Raw genomic sequence first — 16121 nt, 5'->3', positions numbered from 1 at the left:
ATCATGGGTGAACATGTAACTTTAACAAAAGTTGTTGTTAATGGACTTAAAATTGAAAAGATAATCCAGAATCTAGGGGTTGATTTTGAAAATACTTTGAATTATAAAAAAGCTGAATTAACAAGTGGGAAATCATATTTAAAGAATTTCCCAAACAAAAGTGAAAGTATAAAATTCAAAAGCATTTTAACTCCAGATCAGTATGAAGTTTATGAAAAAGCTTACAACAACCTAGTGAATTTAACAAAAACTAAATCAGTGCCTATTGTTATAGGTAATAAATCTTTTATGGGAGTTGTTGAATCTATAACACCTAGCTATCCTGTTGAAGATTATAGGGAGTATGAATGGGTTATAACAGAACAAGAAAAATTTGTAGCTGATATAAAAAAATTTAACACATTCAATTCATCAAGCACAACTGCTAAATCAACAAATAAAAATAAAACGCCTTCGTATATAACTGCTTTGCTTAAATGCACTCCTAAAAAGAATTGTAAAAAAAGCAAAGTGAAATGTGTGTATCATTTGCAAGATATGCTTAAGAAAGATAAATTTTATCTTAAGTATCGAAGAGATGGATTATTTTGTATTTATACTGAACAAGAGCTTAAAAGATGGCAAACGAAAAAAGCTAAGCTTAAAAGTAAATATAGGACTGGTAAATGGAATAAACAAAGTAGAGATTATCTTAAAAAGAGATATGGGATAAAATGACAACTGAACTTTATACTACTTTTAAAAAAACTAATAGTTTTAAAAAAACTCCTATTTTTGCTGATTGGAATATTAAAAGAGATTGGAATAAAGCTGGAAGCTTAACTTTTTCATCATATTCTGACCTTGAAGAAGGAACTCATGTTAAACTGGTGAGTAGTAGGCATAGGACTTTTGCAGGGCAGATTGTTAAAAAGACAAGTACTAAGAATGATTTTTATAAGTATGAATGTTTAGATTATAAAAGATATTTATTAAGAGAAGTTTCTGAAACTTTTAAAAAGAAAACAACACATCAAATTGTGAAGTTGTTGTTTAAGAGATATTTAGGTTCTAGTCCTCTTAAATTAAGTTTAAAGAAAACTAAAACGGTTTTTTCTAGTTTAACTTTTAAAGATATAACTATACTTGAGGTTATTTCTCAGTTAATTTCGCTTGAATTTCAAAAAGGAACACTTATTTATTTTAATATTGATGAGAATGCTAATCTTATTTATAAGCCTTATCCTGAGGAAATGAAAGGTTATAGTATTAGTAGTGCTATTAGTTTTGTTAATAATACTGATTATTCTGATATTCAGACAGGTTATGAATTGTATGATGAAAATGGGAAGTTGATTAAAAAATATAGTAATAAAGCTTTAGTTAGTGTTTGGGGTGATATAAGGAATGTTACTACTCTTAGTGATAATTCATCTTCCAGTTCTGATAGTAATACTGATAGTGACATTAAAAAGATTGTTGCTAGTGTTAATAAGTCAATGCGAGGATATAAACACCCTAATAGTGGAGGTTCATGTGATTGTTTTTGTATGAGTGATAAAATATTTGCTAAATTGAAGAGTAATAAAGTGTCTTGTAGGATACTCTCTTATTATTCTGCTTCTGCAAGTAGTGGTACTCATCGTACTGTAAGTGTTAAGTATAAGTCTGGTTGGAAAGATTTTGATTATTCGGGTATGGATAAATGGTATGGTGCAATGTCTACTAAGAAAAGTTTAAAAGTATTGAAAGAATATAAAGGGTGATCTTGTTGCCTATTCGTGATGGTTATAGGATTCTAGCAGGTGTCAGCTGGACTAATGATAAAAAAACAATAACAGTAAAAATGGCTCCTGCTAGTTGTAATAAAAACAAAAGTTATAAACAACGCTACAAACGTACTTGGAAAAACTATTGCCCTGCATGTAAACAATCAGGATATTTAAGAGCCATTGGAGCTAAAGGTAGGAAAACTGCTGTTGAGGGTGAAATCAATTGTAGTTATGTTAATCCAAACGGTGGGAGATGTGATGTTGATTATGATGGTGTTAGTGGTAAAAGTAAAGAAGGTAGTTGTAAATATAGTTTGACGAAAGGTAGTAGTTCTAGTGATAGTAATACTACAGCTGAACAAAAAGTATTAGATAAGAAAAAAGCTTTACGAGAATTGAAAAATGAATATAAAGAGAAAAGCAAACCTAAAAAAGACTCAAAACTAACAATACCTCCATTAAAACTGATTAGAGAAGGTAGTTACATTGAATTAAGCCCTCCTCTTCGTTCGACTAAAACTTATTTTATAATTAGTACTGATGAATCTGAAGATGATGTTCAATTGAATATTTCTTCATCAGTTCCAGCTCCTGGTTCACAATATTCTGAAAAATACACAACTTCTGTCAGCAATGGAAGTAGTGATATAGAAAAAAGAATAAGACTACAGGGAAAAAAGCTTAAAAATGTATCTGCGATATATAAGTGGCTTAAAACAGGTAATGGTAATTTTAAATACAAATATTATAAAGGACATAAAATTCCAAGTGAAAATGAGAATAAATTCGGTAAAGCTAGTGCTGAATGGTGTTGGAAAAATAAAAGAGCCAACTGTGTTGATTACGCTTATATATTTTATATGATGTGTAGAGGTGCAGGTATAAAAGTAAATGTTATATCTGGAATTGCTAATTTCAACGACAGGTCTAATCGTCATTTTTGGAATAAATATAAAGGAAAACTTTATGATTGTTCTTCTGTTTCAGCTCGTAATTATCGTAATGGTAAAAAGGTGATTTAATTATGGTTGATTTGGGAACAGATATTGCAAGTCATGGTAAACTTTCAAGTAATGGGCAAATAGCTTTAGTTTCAGGATTAGACAATCTCCATCAAGCGATTAAAAATAGGATTAAAACATATAAAGGAACTTATTATTATATTGATGAAGATTATGGAACTAATCTTAAAGAATTTCTAGGATATGATGATAGTAATGAGATGAGAGCTATTATTTGTCTTGATATTGAAACTTCTGTAATTCAAGACTCTAGAATCAAAGATGCTGAATGTTACTATGAAAATGGTAATTTTAAATTAAAAATTACAACTGTTAATGGTGATGAAATAATTGAGGATGATTTATTATGATAATACAAGAAGATGCTGAATTTATAAAAGGTGATGGATCTATAAGAAAATTATCAGATATTATTGATGAAAATATAGATTTAGTTCGTAATGCTCAATTCCAAGGCTTAACTACTGTTGCAGACTTTAATCCAGGAAGTGTTAATTATGGTTTTATTGTTATTTATTCAATGTTACAATTTAATCAAGAAATGATGGCTGAAACAAATGATGAGAATTTCAGACTTAATGATGCAATTGGTGATGCCCTTGATGAAATAGGCTATCAAAAAGGAGTATATCGTGAAGACCCATCATTTAGCACTACTAATGTTATTTTCAATTTACCAAATCCTTTAGAATCACCTTTCACCATACTCGAAGGAACAGAAGTATCAACTGATGATTTAGTGATTTTTACCACAACTGAAGATTTGAAAATACTCAGAGGAGAATCTACAGGTGTTGTGGAGGTTATTTGTGAAGAAGAGGGGACTATTGGTAATGTAAAAGCAGGTGAAATAAACACAATTATTACTCCATTGGGTATTGATATTTCAGTGATAAATGAAGAAGATGTCACAGATGGAAAAGATGGTGAAGATGATGATAATTATAGAGCTAGGATTAAAGATTGTTGGCTTAATTATCAACCTCGAACTGCCTTGTGGTTTGAAAAGAAAGCAGAAACAATTGTTAAAAGTGCAAAATATAAGAAAATAAATAACAAACAAGGAAAATTAATTTATAAACCTCAAAATGACATTAGAGAAGTTGATCTAGTTAATTATTTTAATTTAAAAGAGAATGATATTGTTGATCATGATTTGTATTTTCAAGAAGCTACACCAGTGACAGTTATTGATGAAAATACTACAATCACTGTTTTTTTAGATAATAATTATGTTCCTGAGATTGTTAAAGATCAAATAAAAAATAACATTCAAAATTATATTAATGATATTGAGATAGGAGATGTTTTTAAATCAAATTGCCTTTTATTTATGGTTGAATCAACTGAGGGAGTTATTTTAGTTAGAATTGATGAGCTTTCAGATGTGGATTTAACAAATGAAGAATATGCTGTTATGGGCGATTTGAATATTGTGGAAGGGTGAAAAATAATGGCTTATGATGATACTAGTGAAAATGGAGATATGATATCTGATTACTTCGATGAAGAAAATAATGTCATGAATCCTCCATCAGACGCAGGCTGGTTTTTCTATAACCTTATTGGTAAATCATTAGATAGTGTTAGTGATGTGTATAATCAATCTGTACTTAATCGTTCTCCGATAAGGTGTAGTAATAGCTATTTGAATGTGCTTGGTAAAAGTATGGGGGTCAAAAGGGATTTTAATTGGTCTGATGATGAATATCGTGCTTATTTAATCTTGAATTATTATAATACTGCAACAATTAAAGGTTTGGAATATGTTTTAAATCAAATAGCTATTATTGAAACTTCTGAAATAGAAGGTTATATTACAATAGAACAATTTAGAGATAATTTTAAGTTTAGTAGTAGATTTAAAGAAAATGAATTGACTAGTGATAGGTTTATAACAAATGATTTATTGAGAACTGGTAAATCAGAGATTGTTTTGATTAATGTTCCTGTAACTGTTAATATTGAATTAATAAGTTTTATTGCAAAATTTTTAGATTATGAGGTTGAGATAATATGAATATTGATTATGATTTACTTAGAATGAATATTGAAGCTAATAGTGAAGTTGAATTAAATATAAATGAGTTACTTATTAGTGCTGAAGTTTATAAAGATGATTTTATAAGAGTTAGAAATAAAGAGGTCACTATGATTTTTGATGAAGAATATGAGCTTGTTGAATGCTATGGTGAGGTATAGATTATGACTTATGATACTAAAAATCCATATCCTCGAGAAGGTGAGGGGGCGTATATCGAATATACTGGCAGTAGTATGCTACTTGCAAGTATGTTCGAGGTCATTGGAGCAGTTAATATCCCTCGTAATTATCAGAATGGTGCTTTTAATGATAGTGAGATTTCACAAAAAGCTAAATTCATGAATATAAGTTTAATTAATCTTACAGGAGAAAATGATGGGGATAGTATTATTCTTAATTCTGGAGATTCATTCACACTTGATTGTATAATTTATTTAGCTTTATATAATAATCTGAAAATCTTTAGAATAGATAGTTCAAATAATGATTTTAGTATTGGTATTTATGATGCGAATGATATTAAAATAAAAGATATACAGAATAATGAAGATCTTAAAAATTATAATATTAATAATACAGAATTTAAAGTGAAAATCACAGCTAATACTAGTACAATTATTAATAATATTCATTTTGAAATAGTTACTAAAACACCGGATAATGATAGTAAAGTTAAGATTTTCTTAGATCAAATCGAAGGAGTAGCTCAATGGGAAGATGAACTTATTGAAAAGGTTCTAGAAACAGAGGAACTTGAGGATATTAATGAAATACCTCGAACAGCGAAAATAGGTGATGTATTTTTCAATAAGGAAGGTACAGAATTATCATTATCTGCTCAACAATTATTAAATGTGATTAAAACAGTCGATGGAATAAATTCAGGTTTAGACTCTGAATATCTTGGTGGTCAGAAGTATGATAAATATGCTTCAAGAATTAGAAGGGTTACTAAAAAATATTCTGAATTAGCTAATGGAGATTATATTGTTGGATATAATCATTTAGGTGCAATAAGTGGAAAGTTTGTTACTATTAATTTAGAATCAGGTGATTGGATTAATCTTGATGGGTATGATTTTTCACATTCTGAAAACTTTGGAGGAGTTTTCAATAGTTCTTATGTTGAATCAAGTATGAGTACTTCTGAAATTGATTCTTGTTTTACTTTTGAAGTTCAAAGACAAACTCCTCAGGACTTGATTGATGTTAAAACAGAATTACTAAGTAAAATAGGGGATAATATAACAGTAGAAAAGTATGATAATGGTATTAGATATAAAAAAGATGGAGTTTACATTTATAGTGCTTGTTGGGGTTTGGTAAATCTAACAACAACTGGTAGTAATGGAACAGCAAGTACAACAGTTAATTTTCCTTTTACCTTTCACAATGTTGGAGGAACACTAACATCTGTAATAGCTCAGTCACCATTATATCAAAATTGTGGTAATGGAAATAATCAAGTTTCTTCGGTTGATATTTACGCTCAACGAACAACAGCAGGTACATCTGGAGTTAGGTGGTGTGTGTATGGAAGATAAAATTATATTAAGTTATAATATTAGTAATGAAGAAAAACAAGAAATATTTCTGTGTCATGAAGCTACGAGTGGAGAGCATATAGTTGAACTAACACAAGAAGAGTACGATAAAATAGTTCAAGACCCACCAGTACCATTAAAACTTGATAATGAGGGTAAAATTATTGTAGATACTGTTAGATTAAGAATTTCAGAGATTTATCAAGAATTAGAAAGTACTGAATATGTTATTTCTGAAATTATGGAATATATAATTAATAATCAAGAAGTACCTCAGGAATTGCTAGATATTAGAGATTCTAGAAATGTTTTAAAAGATGAATTAGCTGAATTAGAATAAATTAAAATTAAATTATTTTTATTTATAATATTACTATTTTTTTATTAAATTTAAATTATGTGTTAGCGTTAGCTATAAAAATATTTTGAGGTGGATTCAAAAATGCCAAACAAACATAACAATCCATGTATTCAGGATTCCCGGTTAACAAAGCTGGAAACTGTCTTAGAACAAGTGAAAGAAGATAATGAAGACTTTCAAGAATCGCTGAAAGAACATCGTAAAAGCATTGAAGAAAACACCATAGCTATCAAAGAACAAGTCGCCACATGGAATACTATTAAACTCATGCTCGGGGTGTTTTTAACAATATTTGGGGGTTTATTTACTCTTATGGTGTGGCAATTTTTTAAACTGTTTTGATGGAGGATAATAAAAATGAAATTTAAGGAAATAAATGTAAATGACCTTGTAGCTGTGAGTGTGGCGGGTCTTGTTGTAATAGTAGCTATAATAATGAGAGCAAATGAACCAATAATACCAGTTATTACATTGTTTTTAGGTTTAGTTGGTGGTTATGTGGGTTCTAGATTATTAAATAATAATGAAGAGGCTTAATATTTATGTCAAAAATTATAGATATATCAAATAAAGAATTATTAATACCTTATCCAACAGTAGCTAAAATGTGGGATGTTAAAAAATATATTGCTGATTTAAAAAAAGATACCTTGATTAAATTAGGTAAAGAATCAGGTGAAGGAATACAATATCATGTTTTAAAAGATATGGTAGCTAGAATAAAAGATTATAAAGCTAAGCATGGTAAAGCCCCTTTAAATGTTTGGATAGTCAAACCTAAAACAACAGCTACAGATATAAAACCAACACAGGATTGGCAGAAAAATAAATATATCCTAGCTATTCAAAAACTAATAGGAAAATTCAATAATTTCACTGAATTTGTAGAAAAACTAAGAACTTATGCTAAAACAAAGAAAGGATTATACAAATACTACTTGAATAGTCGTTTTATTGGAACACAAAAAGAAATATCAGCACTTACTAATGGCCTTATGGGTAATTGTGTAGACTGGTCACAATTAGCTCGTGCTGTGGCCTTGATAATGGGTTATAAGTGTGATTATATCCAATGGCAATGTACTAATGTTACTCATCTTACAATAAGAATATCTAGTAAAGAATTCAGTAAACCTACTATTGTTGATTTAGCTGCTATTGTAGATTGGAATAGTCGAAGATATGAGCTTGGGGAACATTGGTGTAGTAACCAGATTGTTAGTATTAATCCAGCTTGGATGGATGAATAGATTTTAGGTTTTAGCAATTATTCCTTTCTAAACTTATTATAAAATAATTATATTAAATATAATTAAAATAAATTTTATGAGGTAGGTCTATTATTAGGTCTACCTCTATTTTTTTTAGAAAGTTTTTTATATTAATCATACATACTATTAAATAATTAATATTTAATTTATGAGGTTTTAAATGATTAAAACAATTTTAGCAATAATCGGTGGAATATTTATATTATTAATAGTAGGAAGCATGGCTGCAGGATTTTTATTGACTGTTGATAATGATAATCAAGCAGTGGATAAAATTATAAAAGAAAATCTCACAATATCTGATGCCGATGGAGTTGTGATAACCCCCTCACAAGAGTATAATTTAATAAATAGTAGTGAATATGGTTTGTGTGTGGAGGTTCCTTTAAAATATTACCCTGTGGCAATATTTGAGCCAAATACGACTATAAAAATAAATGATAAGGATTATGTTGTTGTTGATTATATAAACTTGAATGTTGATGGAGAAACTAATGACCTTGTAGCAGTAGAATCTGTTTAATGTAGTTTTTATTAATTTATAACTTAAATAATCTTAATATTTAATATTATTGTATTTTTTACCCCTTGACAACTTCTGTTGTTTGAGGGGGATTTTTTTATTTAATAATATTAAAATATTAATATTATAAATTTTAAGGGTAGAACTTTAGTGATCTACTTTTATTTTTTTTTAAATATTTTTAATCTTAATTATTAATCATTATAATATATTAAAAAAGTTACAATACATGTATACTAAATTATAAATATAACATTAGTTATCAATATGATTAAAATAATTAAAGAACCAGTTAATATTTATTGAAGAGGTAATGATAAGTAATCTAAAAAAATAGTATTTTGTTAAATAAAATACAAATATTTATATATCTGTTTTAACTAAATAAAAATTGTAAATAAAAAATTAGAAAAAAAATAGTCAAAGTAATCATTAGTAGTTACAGCTACTAATGAAAACCCAAAAAAGAACGACTAAGAAATGAGTACACAAATCTATATAATACTTAATTTTTTTTAGTATATAAAGGTTTCTATCTAATACATTTTACTAGTTTTTATATTTTTATTTGACTCACTTTTTCTAATTTTAGTGGTTGAATTTCTTAAATATTAAATACTGGTGAAATAATGAATGAATTAATGAACTTTGAAAATGAAGAATTTGGTAAAATAACTGTATTAATACAAAATAATGAGTATTGGTTTGTTGGAAAGGAAATAGCAACAAAATTAGGGTATAAAAAAACAAGGAACGCATTAAAAAGGCATGTTGATGATGAAGATAAGGGGGTTGCAAAACAGGGCACCCTTGGTGGAAAGCAAGACATGACTATCATTAATGAATCTGGTTTGTATAGTCTTATTTTATCATCTAAGCTAAAAACTGCAAAGAGTTTTAAAAAATGGCTCACTAAAGAAGTACTTCCATCTATAAGAAAAGATGGTTATTATATAAAAGAAGATAAAAAAGAACAGGCATTACAACACCTTAAAAAACTACGTTCAGAAAGTACTCATGTTCAAAAAGTACTTAATGAGTTATTTATTCATGCAACAGATTATGAGCCAAGTTCTCTTAAAATTGGTGAGTTTTATGGGACTATGCAGAATAAACTATATCAGGCTGTTACAGACTCAACAGCAAAAGAATTGGTTTATTATCGTGCTGATCATACTAAACCGCATATGGGTTTAACCACATGGGAGGGTAAAAAGGATGTTACTAAATCGGATGTTAAAATTGGTAAAAACTATCTAACAAAAGATGAATTAGACCTTTTAGTTAGAATTATTAATATGATGATTGATGTTATTGATATTAAACTTCGTATGAAAAAAGAGTTTACGATTGATTATGTTATTAGTGTTTTTGATCATTACTTGAAATTAGTGTCTGAAAAAGAAGTAACAGGTTATGGAGTAATCAATAAAATTGAAGCTGAAAATAATGCATTATCTGAATTAAAAAAATATAGATGTTTGTTGAATGTTGGGAAAGAGGCAATAGGATGTTAAAAATTCGAATCGTTAATCAAGACCTACCTATTTTTGATATATAATTCAACAACCTTTATAGGATTTATATATACTTTATTCTACTTTTAGAATAACAATTTAATATTTATAATTTCATAATATATTTATTTTTTTCATTTGAAATGTTTAGTCTTGCAGTTGCAAGTAGTGTTTTTTCAAGTGTAAATACTATTTTTTAATATTTTTTTATATTACTTCTTTTATAAAATATGTAATTGGAATGTTCTCTTTTTATATATCATTAAGTATCATTAAAAACATATTATAATTAGAGATTTTGTATATATTGTGATTGTTGTTTTAATATGAAAGTGGGTTTTTGAAAAATGATTGTTATTTGACAAAAAATGAGTATTTAGAAATTAAATTAGGCAAAGGCATATGCTCATGGAAATGAGGAACATTATAATAATGTCTATTGAAAGGCATGTTATACAGTTGAATATACTTGAAATGTAAATTCAACAAAATTATTTTAATATATAACTGGGGGGTTTTTTTCATGGATATGAAGGATTTTCTTGATATGGAAGTAATTGATAAAGAGGGGCAAAGTATTGGGAAAGTTGATACTGTTAAATTTAATGAAGATACTGGAACAATCAATGAAATTGTTATTAAATTAGATAAAGGGATATTTTCACGTGCCAAAGAAATTATTACATTTAATGAGATAAAAAAAATAAAAGATGTAATATTACTGAATATTATGGTAGATATGGAATAAATAATTTCTATTTTAAATAGAAATATTTTTTTTTATATAGATATTAATTGAAATGAATTATTGAATGAGGATGAAAACATGAGTGATGATTTAAAAGATAAATTGAAAAAAAAGGTTAATGAAACTAATGAGAAGATTAAAGATGTTGCATCAGATGCTAAGAGCGTAGCTGAAGATGTTGCATCAGATGCAAAAGATAAGGTTGATGATGCTACAGATACTGTTAAAGATAAAACAGAAGAAGCAAAAAATAAAACTGAACATGAAGGTAAAAAAGCTAAAGATAAAGCCGAGTATGAGGCTAAAGAAGCTGATAGAAAATCTTAAAAATTATAAATACATTATTTTCTTTTTTTAAATTTTTTTTATATTTAATTTTATAAAGCTATTTTTTTTAGGAATTTTCAAACAAAAATAACATATCTTTTATTAGTGAGGGAAAACATAGTATAGTATAGGTTTTCAAAGTTTTATATTTCTCAAAAAAAGACGCCCGGTGTGGGAATAAAAAAGATATTTTTTTTTATGCGTTAAACATTCGCAAATCATCAATCTCACATTTTTTTTCTTTCAAAATATTGATGTTTTTATAACGCAACTGGAACCCCAAAGTTAGGGTGAAAACAGGAGAAATAGTGTTTCCGCCTCTGAATCTTGGCTTTACTCTAATTTTAAACATTATTTATATTAATTATCTTTTTTCATTTGTAATGTTTAGTTTTGCAGTTGGAAAAGTATTAGTTTCAAGTTTATTTATTTTTTAGATTTCTATTATATTATAGTAACAAAATATATTAATATAGGTTTATTTTAAATTGAAAAAGAAAAATTAATAAACAATTATAATCATAACAAATTTTCTAATTATTGTTGTTTAATGTAATTATTATGAATTGAATCAGTATTATTGGGAAAACCTTTGTAATATTATATGTGAAATTTATCAAAAAAAGGTGATTTAAAAATGATATTAAAAATTTTAGGGATAATTATGTTATTAATTGCAATAATATTGATTTTAAGGTTATTGGTAAGTAAGGGTGAATAAATTAGGAGTATGGTACCAAAGAAGCTGATAAGAAATTTTAAGAATTATAAATACATTATTTTCTTTTTTAAATTTTTTAGTTTTTATTACTATTATATTTATAATGTTTTTTTGGGGTTTAATATGATAATTTGGACTATTTTTAATAAGTTGAAAGTTTTTCTTTTAATAGTTTATAAGAAATTAAAGATACCTATTAAGGCATTTTCTTATAAATTGAAGATAAGGCGCATTATTAAAAGAAGAAAATCTAAAAAGAAACCTGAAAAAGAGAGATAGGTTATAATATAATAATATTGATGGCTACTGAAAAGTAATGTTTAATAATGTAGTTCAATATACTTATTAAAAAATATTATTTTGTTTAATTTTATATAGTAAATTTTATTAGGGTGTTTTAACATATTTTTATTTGTATTTTTTTCTAAAGGTGATGAAAAATCTACTTATTTTGCTCATAAATCATTTATTTAGTATTTTTTTTATTATATTAATGTTTATTTTTATTTTTTTTTAGATATTAGTATTATTTTATATTATTATTAATATTATCTATATTAGTATTATTTAAAATTTAATTTAATATTTAATTTAATAATAAATCTAAAAATTAGTCTAAATATAAATTTAAAATATAAAAATGAAAAATTTTTGAAAATAGAATTAATAGAAAAATGAATTATTAATTAATAGAAAAATATGTTATTCTTTCAATTTTTTAAAGTTTTTTGTATGGATATTTTTCCTTAATATATTTGCTGAAATATGTTCCATGTGAATCAGCGGATAATAAATCTTCATGGTCTGAATTAGAAACCCCATAGAAGTGATAAATCTTTTTATTTAGAAGTTCGACTTCTAATGTTTGTGTTATAGGGTCATATCCTACCGAAGCAAGATCTTTTGAATTAACGGGAACTCTATCCATAACTCATCACCCCCAGTATTAAGTTACTATTATATATGTACATGATTTTATTTAATTATTTTGGATATTATAAATAAAATCTGTCTATTATTCTATTTATCATAACTATTTTATTTATTTTAATATAGTAACTCATGAGTTATAGCTATGTAAATATTAAAATATGGTATAATATTAATTTATATAGTTAATAAAAGAATTTAAACTATAGGTTCATTGATTCATTAGCAAAAAATAAGTTAATTTATAGAATAAATTAAATTATAATTAATAAAGTAATTTATTAATAATTCTAAAAATTATAATAATTCTAAAATTATACTTAATAATTCTAGAATATTTTTTTAACATCAGAAAAACTTATCCATTTTTCCTGTGCCCTATATTTCACTCTTATATTTTCGTGTTTTATTTCTAATATTTTACTGGAATAGCTTTCACCATTATAATTGAATATTATTTCATCTCCAACTTTTATATCATAATAGTTTCCACCAATAAGTATTTTTTCACCCATATCAAACAACCCTTCAGTATATGAAGATTTTTCATCATCATTATGAGAATCTGAGTATTTTAAGTTATTATGATTATTATACTTTTCATATTCTTTTTCATATTCTTTTTCATCATTATAGTCACTATAATTCTTATACTTCTCATCATTATAATTATTATAATCTATATAATCATTATTGTATTGATTATCAATATTTAAATCATTTTTGACAGGATGTTCTTCAGGGGTTTTATGTGGAGTTATAGTATCATAATTTACTAAATCTGGTTCTTTTTTAATCATCCTAAAGCTTCCATCCTCATTTTCTTCTAGATCAATATTTTCATTATTTTCAATTTCATTTGTTTCAGTGTTTAAGTTTTCAGGAGTATTTAAATTATATAAACTTTCTTCTTCTAAATCAATATTCTGATTTAAAGAACTTTCTATATCTTGTTCATGGTTTTGATAATAATCATTACTTATAATATCTTGATGTTTTATATGCATAGGTTCTTGAAATATTTTACTTGCTACTCCATTTTTCAATTCTTTTTTTTCTTGCATTGGTTCTTCCCAAGACTTACTCACAAAACTATATTCATTCGATTCTTCTTCTTCTTCAAGATTATTTTCTGTGAATGGATCTTTCCAATGTTTATTTACAATTGGTGGTAGATCATCTGATAAATCTGAAGTTTTTTTATCTTTATACAGTAGTTTAACTAATATAATAGCTATTGCTCCAATTACAATTATTGTAGTAATTATTGGGAATGTTATTGGATTCATGTTCATCATCGATTTAGATTTTTTATGTTTCATTATAAAATTTTTTATACAAATATACAATTAAAATGAATATAAACTAAATTAAAAATATAACTTTTTTCAATATTTATTAATTTAATATACTTAATTTTATATATTTATTTATAATGATACTTAATATAGATACTTAATATATTTAATTCTTATCTTAACTATATTTTTATTATATATTTTTATTATTCTTATTTTAATCTTTATTTTTTAATTTTTTTCAGTTAATTTTTATTTATAGTTGTTACTTTCCTTATATTTTTGGTTTATTTAAAAATTAATAAAAGTGTTTTTGATTAATACTAAATTTTTTAATACTATTATTTTTTATTAAAATTGTCTTTTTAGATTTTTTATAAAAAAATTTATTAAATACTTTTTATAAATAGTTATTATTCTCTATTTGTTATAATATTATTCTCTATATTATAATACATCTTTATTTATTAATAATACTCTTTATTTATTAGTAATATTCTTTAAATAATGATTATAATTTTTTAAATAAATATTATAAGTAATCATTTGATTTTATTTACAAAATAGGTCTTTATTTTAGATCTCTATTAGCAGGCCTTTATTTTTAGGTCTTTAGTAGGTCTTTATTCATAGATCTTTATTAGCAGATCTTTATTTGAATATATTTATTAGCAGGTCTTTATTAGTAAAATATTTAATCAATTATATTTTATAATGGTGGACAATTTATGAGCGTAAAAATTAATGAAAATTATCTTTTATTACAAAATAGCTATTTATTCATTGAAATTGCAAGAAGAATTGATGAATTTCAGAAAAATAACCCCGAAGTTGATATAATTCGTATGGGAATTGGAGATGTAACAAAACCTTTAACACCAGCTGTTTTAAATGCTTTTAAAAAAGCTGTTGTTGAGATGGGTGATGAAAAAACATTTATGGGTTATGGCCCTGAGCAAGGTTATCCTTTTTTAATTGAAACAATTATAAAAAATGATTTTGAGCCATTAGGCGTTAATTTAGAGTTAGATGAAGTCTTTATTAGTGATGGATCAAAGTGTGATACTGGTAATATTCAAGAAATATTCGATTTAAATAATAAAATTGCTGTAACTGATCCTGTTTATCCAGTTTATGTAGATACCAATGTAATGGCTGGTCGAACTGGTCATATTAAGGATAATGGTATGTATGAAGGATTAGTTTATTTGCCTTGTATTCAAGAAAATGATTTTGTACCAGAATTACCTAAAGAAAAGGTAGATATAATTTATCTCTGCTTCCCAAATAATCCTACTGGGACTACACTTAATAAAGAACAATTAGCTAAATTTGTAGAATATGCAAAAGAAAATGAATCTATAATATTATTTGATGCAGCTTATGAGAAATTTATAACTGAAGATGATGTTCCTCATAGTATTTATGAAATAGATGGAGCTAAAGAGGTAGCTATTGAATTTAGAAGTTTTTCAAAAACTGCAGGTTTCACTGGAACTAGATGTGCATATACTATTGTTCCAAAAGAGCTTAAAGCTGTAGATAGCTATGGTAACTTACAATCTGTTAATGAACTTTGGAATAGGAGACAAACTACAAAATTTAATGGTGTTTCTTATCCTGTTCAAAAAGCTGCTGAAGCTACTTTCACAGAAGAAGGAAAAAAAGAAATAATGGATAATATTGAGTATTATATGAACAATTCAAAAATAATTCGAGAAAGCTTAGCTAATATAGGTTTAAGTGTTTATGGTGGTGTAAATTCTCCTTATATTTGGGTTAAAACTCCTAATGATATGGATTCTTGGGACTTTTTTGATCTTCTTCTTAATGAAGCAAATGTGGTTGGAACTCCTGGTGCTGGTTTTGGTTCTAGTGGAGAAGGTTATTTAAGGCTTACTGCATTTAATTCTTTAGAAAACACTAAAAAAGCAATGAAAAGGATTTCTGAATTATCTTTTTAGGTATTTAAAATATATGTTTTAAATAAAAATAAGAAGGAAATGGTATTTTGTTTAATGGAAAACACATCTCTTACTGGTTAGACAGTACAGAAATGAAAAA

Annotated in this window: 20 protein-coding genes; 18 read left to right on the top strand and 2 right to left on the bottom strand. The window is 25.9% G+C overall.

Translation table 11 applies throughout. The features are described from left to right. The first annotated feature begins 3 nt into the window (after positions 1-3). The 17 genes from MarbSA_RS02685 to MarbSA_RS02605 all read left to right on the top strand — a co-directional run bounded on the left by MarbSA_RS02685 (position 4) and on the right by MarbSA_RS02605 (position 12108). Positions 4-717 carry a hypothetical protein gene (locus tag MarbSA_RS02685; protein WP_221061810.1) on the top strand — a complete coding sequence of 238 codons (714 nt, stop codon included), beginning with the start codon at positions 4-6 and terminating at the stop codon, positions 715-717. Next, positions 714-1745, top strand: coding sequence for an XkdQ/YqbQ family protein (locus MarbSA_RS02680; protein WP_221061809.1), 1032 nt, complete (start codon positions 714-716; stop codon positions 1743-1745). The genes MarbSA_RS02685 and MarbSA_RS02680 overlap by 4 nt, the downstream gene beginning before the upstream one ends. A 5-nt stretch (positions 1746-1750) precedes the next feature. Then, entirely contained in the window at positions 1751-2773 is a 1023-nt protein-coding gene (locus MarbSA_RS02675) for a transglutaminase-like domain-containing protein (protein ID WP_221061808.1), read from the top strand. Between the two features lie 2 nt (positions 2774-2775). Next, on the top strand, positions 2776-3123 hold the full coding sequence (locus tag MarbSA_RS02670; protein WP_054834743.1) for a contractile injection system sheath initiator: 348 nt from the start codon (positions 2776-2778) through the stop codon (positions 3121-3123). Then, positions 3120-4220, top strand: a complete 1101-nt coding sequence (locus tag MarbSA_RS02665; protein ID WP_221061807.1) for a baseplate J/gp47 family protein — start codon at positions 3120-3122, stop codon at positions 4218-4220. Before MarbSA_RS02670 ends, MarbSA_RS02665 begins: the two co-directional genes overlap by 4 nt. Positions 4221-4226: 6 nt before the next feature. Beyond that, entirely contained in the window at positions 4227-4793 is a 567-nt protein-coding gene (locus MarbSA_RS02660) for a hypothetical protein (protein WP_221061806.1), read from the top strand. Next, entirely contained in the window at positions 4790-4975 is a 186-nt protein-coding gene (locus tag MarbSA_RS02655) for a hypothetical protein (RefSeq protein ID WP_054834739.1), read from the top strand. Before MarbSA_RS02660 ends, MarbSA_RS02655 begins: the two co-directional genes overlap by 4 nt. 3 nt (positions 4976-4978) lie before the next feature. Next, positions 4979-6361, top strand: coding sequence for a hypothetical protein (locus tag MarbSA_RS02650; RefSeq protein ID WP_221061805.1), 1383 nt, complete (start codon positions 4979-4981; stop codon positions 6359-6361). Continuing rightward, positions 6351-6701, top strand: coding sequence for a hypothetical protein (locus MarbSA_RS02645; RefSeq protein ID WP_054834737.1), 351 nt, complete (start codon positions 6351-6353; stop codon positions 6699-6701). The genes MarbSA_RS02650 and MarbSA_RS02645 overlap by 11 nt, the downstream gene beginning before the upstream one ends. A 102-nt stretch (positions 6702-6803) precedes the next feature. Further along, positions 6804-7064 carry a hypothetical protein gene (locus MarbSA_RS02640; protein WP_221061804.1) on the top strand — a complete coding sequence of 87 codons (261 nt, stop codon included), beginning with the start codon at positions 6804-6806 and terminating at the stop codon, positions 7062-7064. A 15-nt stretch (positions 7065-7079) separates the two neighbouring features. Next, entirely contained in the window at positions 7080-7259 is a 180-nt protein-coding gene (locus MarbSA_RS02635) for a hypothetical protein (protein WP_054834735.1), read from the top strand. Between the two features lie 5 nt (positions 7260-7264). Continuing rightward, a complete protein-coding gene (locus MarbSA_RS02630; protein ID WP_221061803.1) occupies positions 7265-7972 on the top strand; it encodes a transglutaminase-like domain-containing protein in 708 nt (235 codons plus the stop codon). Between the two features lie 181 nt (positions 7973-8153). Next, on the top strand, positions 8154-8516 hold the full coding sequence (locus tag MarbSA_RS02625) for a hypothetical protein (RefSeq protein ID WP_054834733.1): 363 nt from the start codon (positions 8154-8156) through the stop codon (positions 8514-8516). A 629-nt stretch (positions 8517-9145) separates the two neighbouring features. Next, positions 9146-10033: a RhuM family protein gene (gene rhuM, locus MarbSA_RS02620; RefSeq protein ID WP_221061802.1), complete on the top strand. Its 888-nt coding sequence runs from the start codon at positions 9146-9148 to the stop codon at positions 10031-10033. Between the two features lie 523 nt (positions 10034-10556). After that, complete coding sequence (locus MarbSA_RS02615; protein WP_221061801.1) at positions 10557-10781, top strand: PRC-barrel domain-containing protein; 225 nt, start codon at positions 10557-10559, stop codon at positions 10779-10781. A 78-nt stretch (positions 10782-10859) separates the two neighbouring features. Further along, the gene (locus MarbSA_RS02610; RefSeq protein WP_054834730.1) at positions 10860-11108 is read left to right on the top strand and encodes a YtxH domain-containing protein; all 249 of its coding nucleotides are present in this window, start codon (positions 10860-10862) and stop codon (positions 11106-11108) included. A gap of 844 nt (positions 11109-11952) precedes the next feature. Then, the gene (locus MarbSA_RS02605) at positions 11953-12108 is read left to right on the top strand and encodes a hypothetical protein (RefSeq protein ID WP_156314569.1); all 156 of its coding nucleotides are present in this window, start codon (positions 11953-11955) and stop codon (positions 12106-12108) included. A 439-nt stretch (positions 12109-12547) separates the two neighbouring features. On the opposite strand, the gene MarbSA_RS02600 is transcribed toward MarbSA_RS02605, so the two are convergent. Further along, entirely contained in the window at positions 12548-12757 is a 210-nt protein-coding gene (locus tag MarbSA_RS02600; protein WP_221061800.1) for a KTSC domain-containing protein, read from the bottom strand. 331 nt (positions 12758-13088) lie between these two features. Further along, complete coding sequence (locus MarbSA_RS02595; protein WP_221061799.1) at positions 13089-14081, bottom strand: hypothetical protein; 993 nt, start codon at positions 14079-14081, stop codon at positions 13089-13091. Between the two features lie 704 nt (positions 14082-14785). Between MarbSA_RS02595 and MarbSA_RS02590 the strand changes: the two genes are divergently transcribed. After that, entirely contained in the window at positions 14786-16021 is a 1236-nt protein-coding gene (locus tag MarbSA_RS02590) for an LL-diaminopimelate aminotransferase (RefSeq protein ID WP_054835537.1), read from the top strand. Positions 16022-16121: the final 100 nt, after the last annotated feature.

Origin of the sequence: Methanobrevibacter arboriphilus, from assembly GCF_019669925.1 — an archaeon.
In the GTDB taxonomy this organism is placed as follows: domain Archaea; phylum Methanobacteriota; class Methanobacteria; order Methanobacteriales; family Methanobacteriaceae; genus Methanobinarius; species Methanobinarius arboriphilus_A.
Note: the sequence above shows the minus strand (reverse complement) of the source record. Positions and strands in the feature narration are given on the sequence as shown.

Bases quoted from the DNA above. Each gene is read 5' to 3' on its own strand.
- MarbSA_RS02605 (WP_156314569.1), top strand. From the start codon at position 11,953: ATGATAATTTGGACTATTTTTAATAAGTTGAAAGTTTTTCTTTTAATA.
- MarbSA_RS02665 (WP_221061807.1), top strand. From the start codon at position 3,120: ATGATAATACAAGAAGATGCTGAATTTATAAAAGGTGATGGATCTATA.
- MarbSA_RS02685 (WP_221061810.1), top strand. From the start codon at position 4: ATGGGTGAACATGTAACTTTAACAAAAGTTGTTGTTAATGGACTTAAA.
- MarbSA_RS02655 (WP_054834739.1), top strand. From the start codon at position 4,790: ATGAATATTGATTATGATTTACTTAGAATGAATATTGAAGCTAATAGT.
- MarbSA_RS02600 (WP_221061800.1), bottom strand. From the start codon at position 12,757: ATGGATAGAGTTCCCGTTAATTCAAAAGATCTTGCTTCGGTAGGATAT.
- MarbSA_RS02645 (WP_054834737.1), top strand. From the start codon at position 6,351: ATGGAAGATAAAATTATATTAAGTTATAATATTAGTAATGAAGAAAAA.
- MarbSA_RS02670 (WP_054834743.1), top strand. From the start codon at position 2,776: ATGGTTGATTTGGGAACAGATATTGCAAGTCATGGTAAACTTTCAAGT.
- MarbSA_RS02630 (WP_221061803.1), top strand. From the start codon at position 7,265: ATGTCAAAAATTATAGATATATCAAATAAAGAATTATTAATACCTTAT.
- rhuM (WP_221061802.1), top strand. From the start codon at position 9,146: ATGAATGAATTAATGAACTTTGAAAATGAAGAATTTGGTAAAATAACT.
- MarbSA_RS02660 (WP_221061806.1), top strand. From the start codon at position 4,227: ATGGCTTATGATGATACTAGTGAAAATGGAGATATGATATCTGATTAC.
- MarbSA_RS02615 (WP_221061801.1), top strand. From the start codon at position 10,557: ATGGATATGAAGGATTTTCTTGATATGGAAGTAATTGATAAAGAGGGG.
- MarbSA_RS02590 (WP_054835537.1), top strand. From the start codon at position 14,786: ATGAGCGTAAAAATTAATGAAAATTATCTTTTATTACAAAATAGCTAT.
- MarbSA_RS02625 (WP_054834733.1), top strand. From the start codon at position 8,154: ATGATTAAAACAATTTTAGCAATAATCGGTGGAATATTTATATTATTA.
- MarbSA_RS02640 (WP_221061804.1), top strand. From the start codon at position 6,804: ATGCCAAACAAACATAACAATCCATGTATTCAGGATTCCCGGTTAACA.
- MarbSA_RS02680 (WP_221061809.1), top strand. From the start codon at position 714: ATGACAACTGAACTTTATACTACTTTTAAAAAAACTAATAGTTTTAAA.
- MarbSA_RS02595 (WP_221061799.1), bottom strand. From the start codon at position 14,081: ATGAAACATAAAAAATCTAAATCGATGATGAACATGAATCCAATAACA.
- MarbSA_RS02635 (WP_054834735.1), top strand. From the start codon at position 7,080: ATGAAATTTAAGGAAATAAATGTAAATGACCTTGTAGCTGTGAGTGTG.
- MarbSA_RS02650 (WP_221061805.1), top strand. From the start codon at position 4,979: ATGACTTATGATACTAAAAATCCATATCCTCGAGAAGGTGAGGGGGCG.
- MarbSA_RS02610 (WP_054834730.1), top strand. From the start codon at position 10,860: ATGAGTGATGATTTAAAAGATAAATTGAAAAAAAAGGTTAATGAAACT.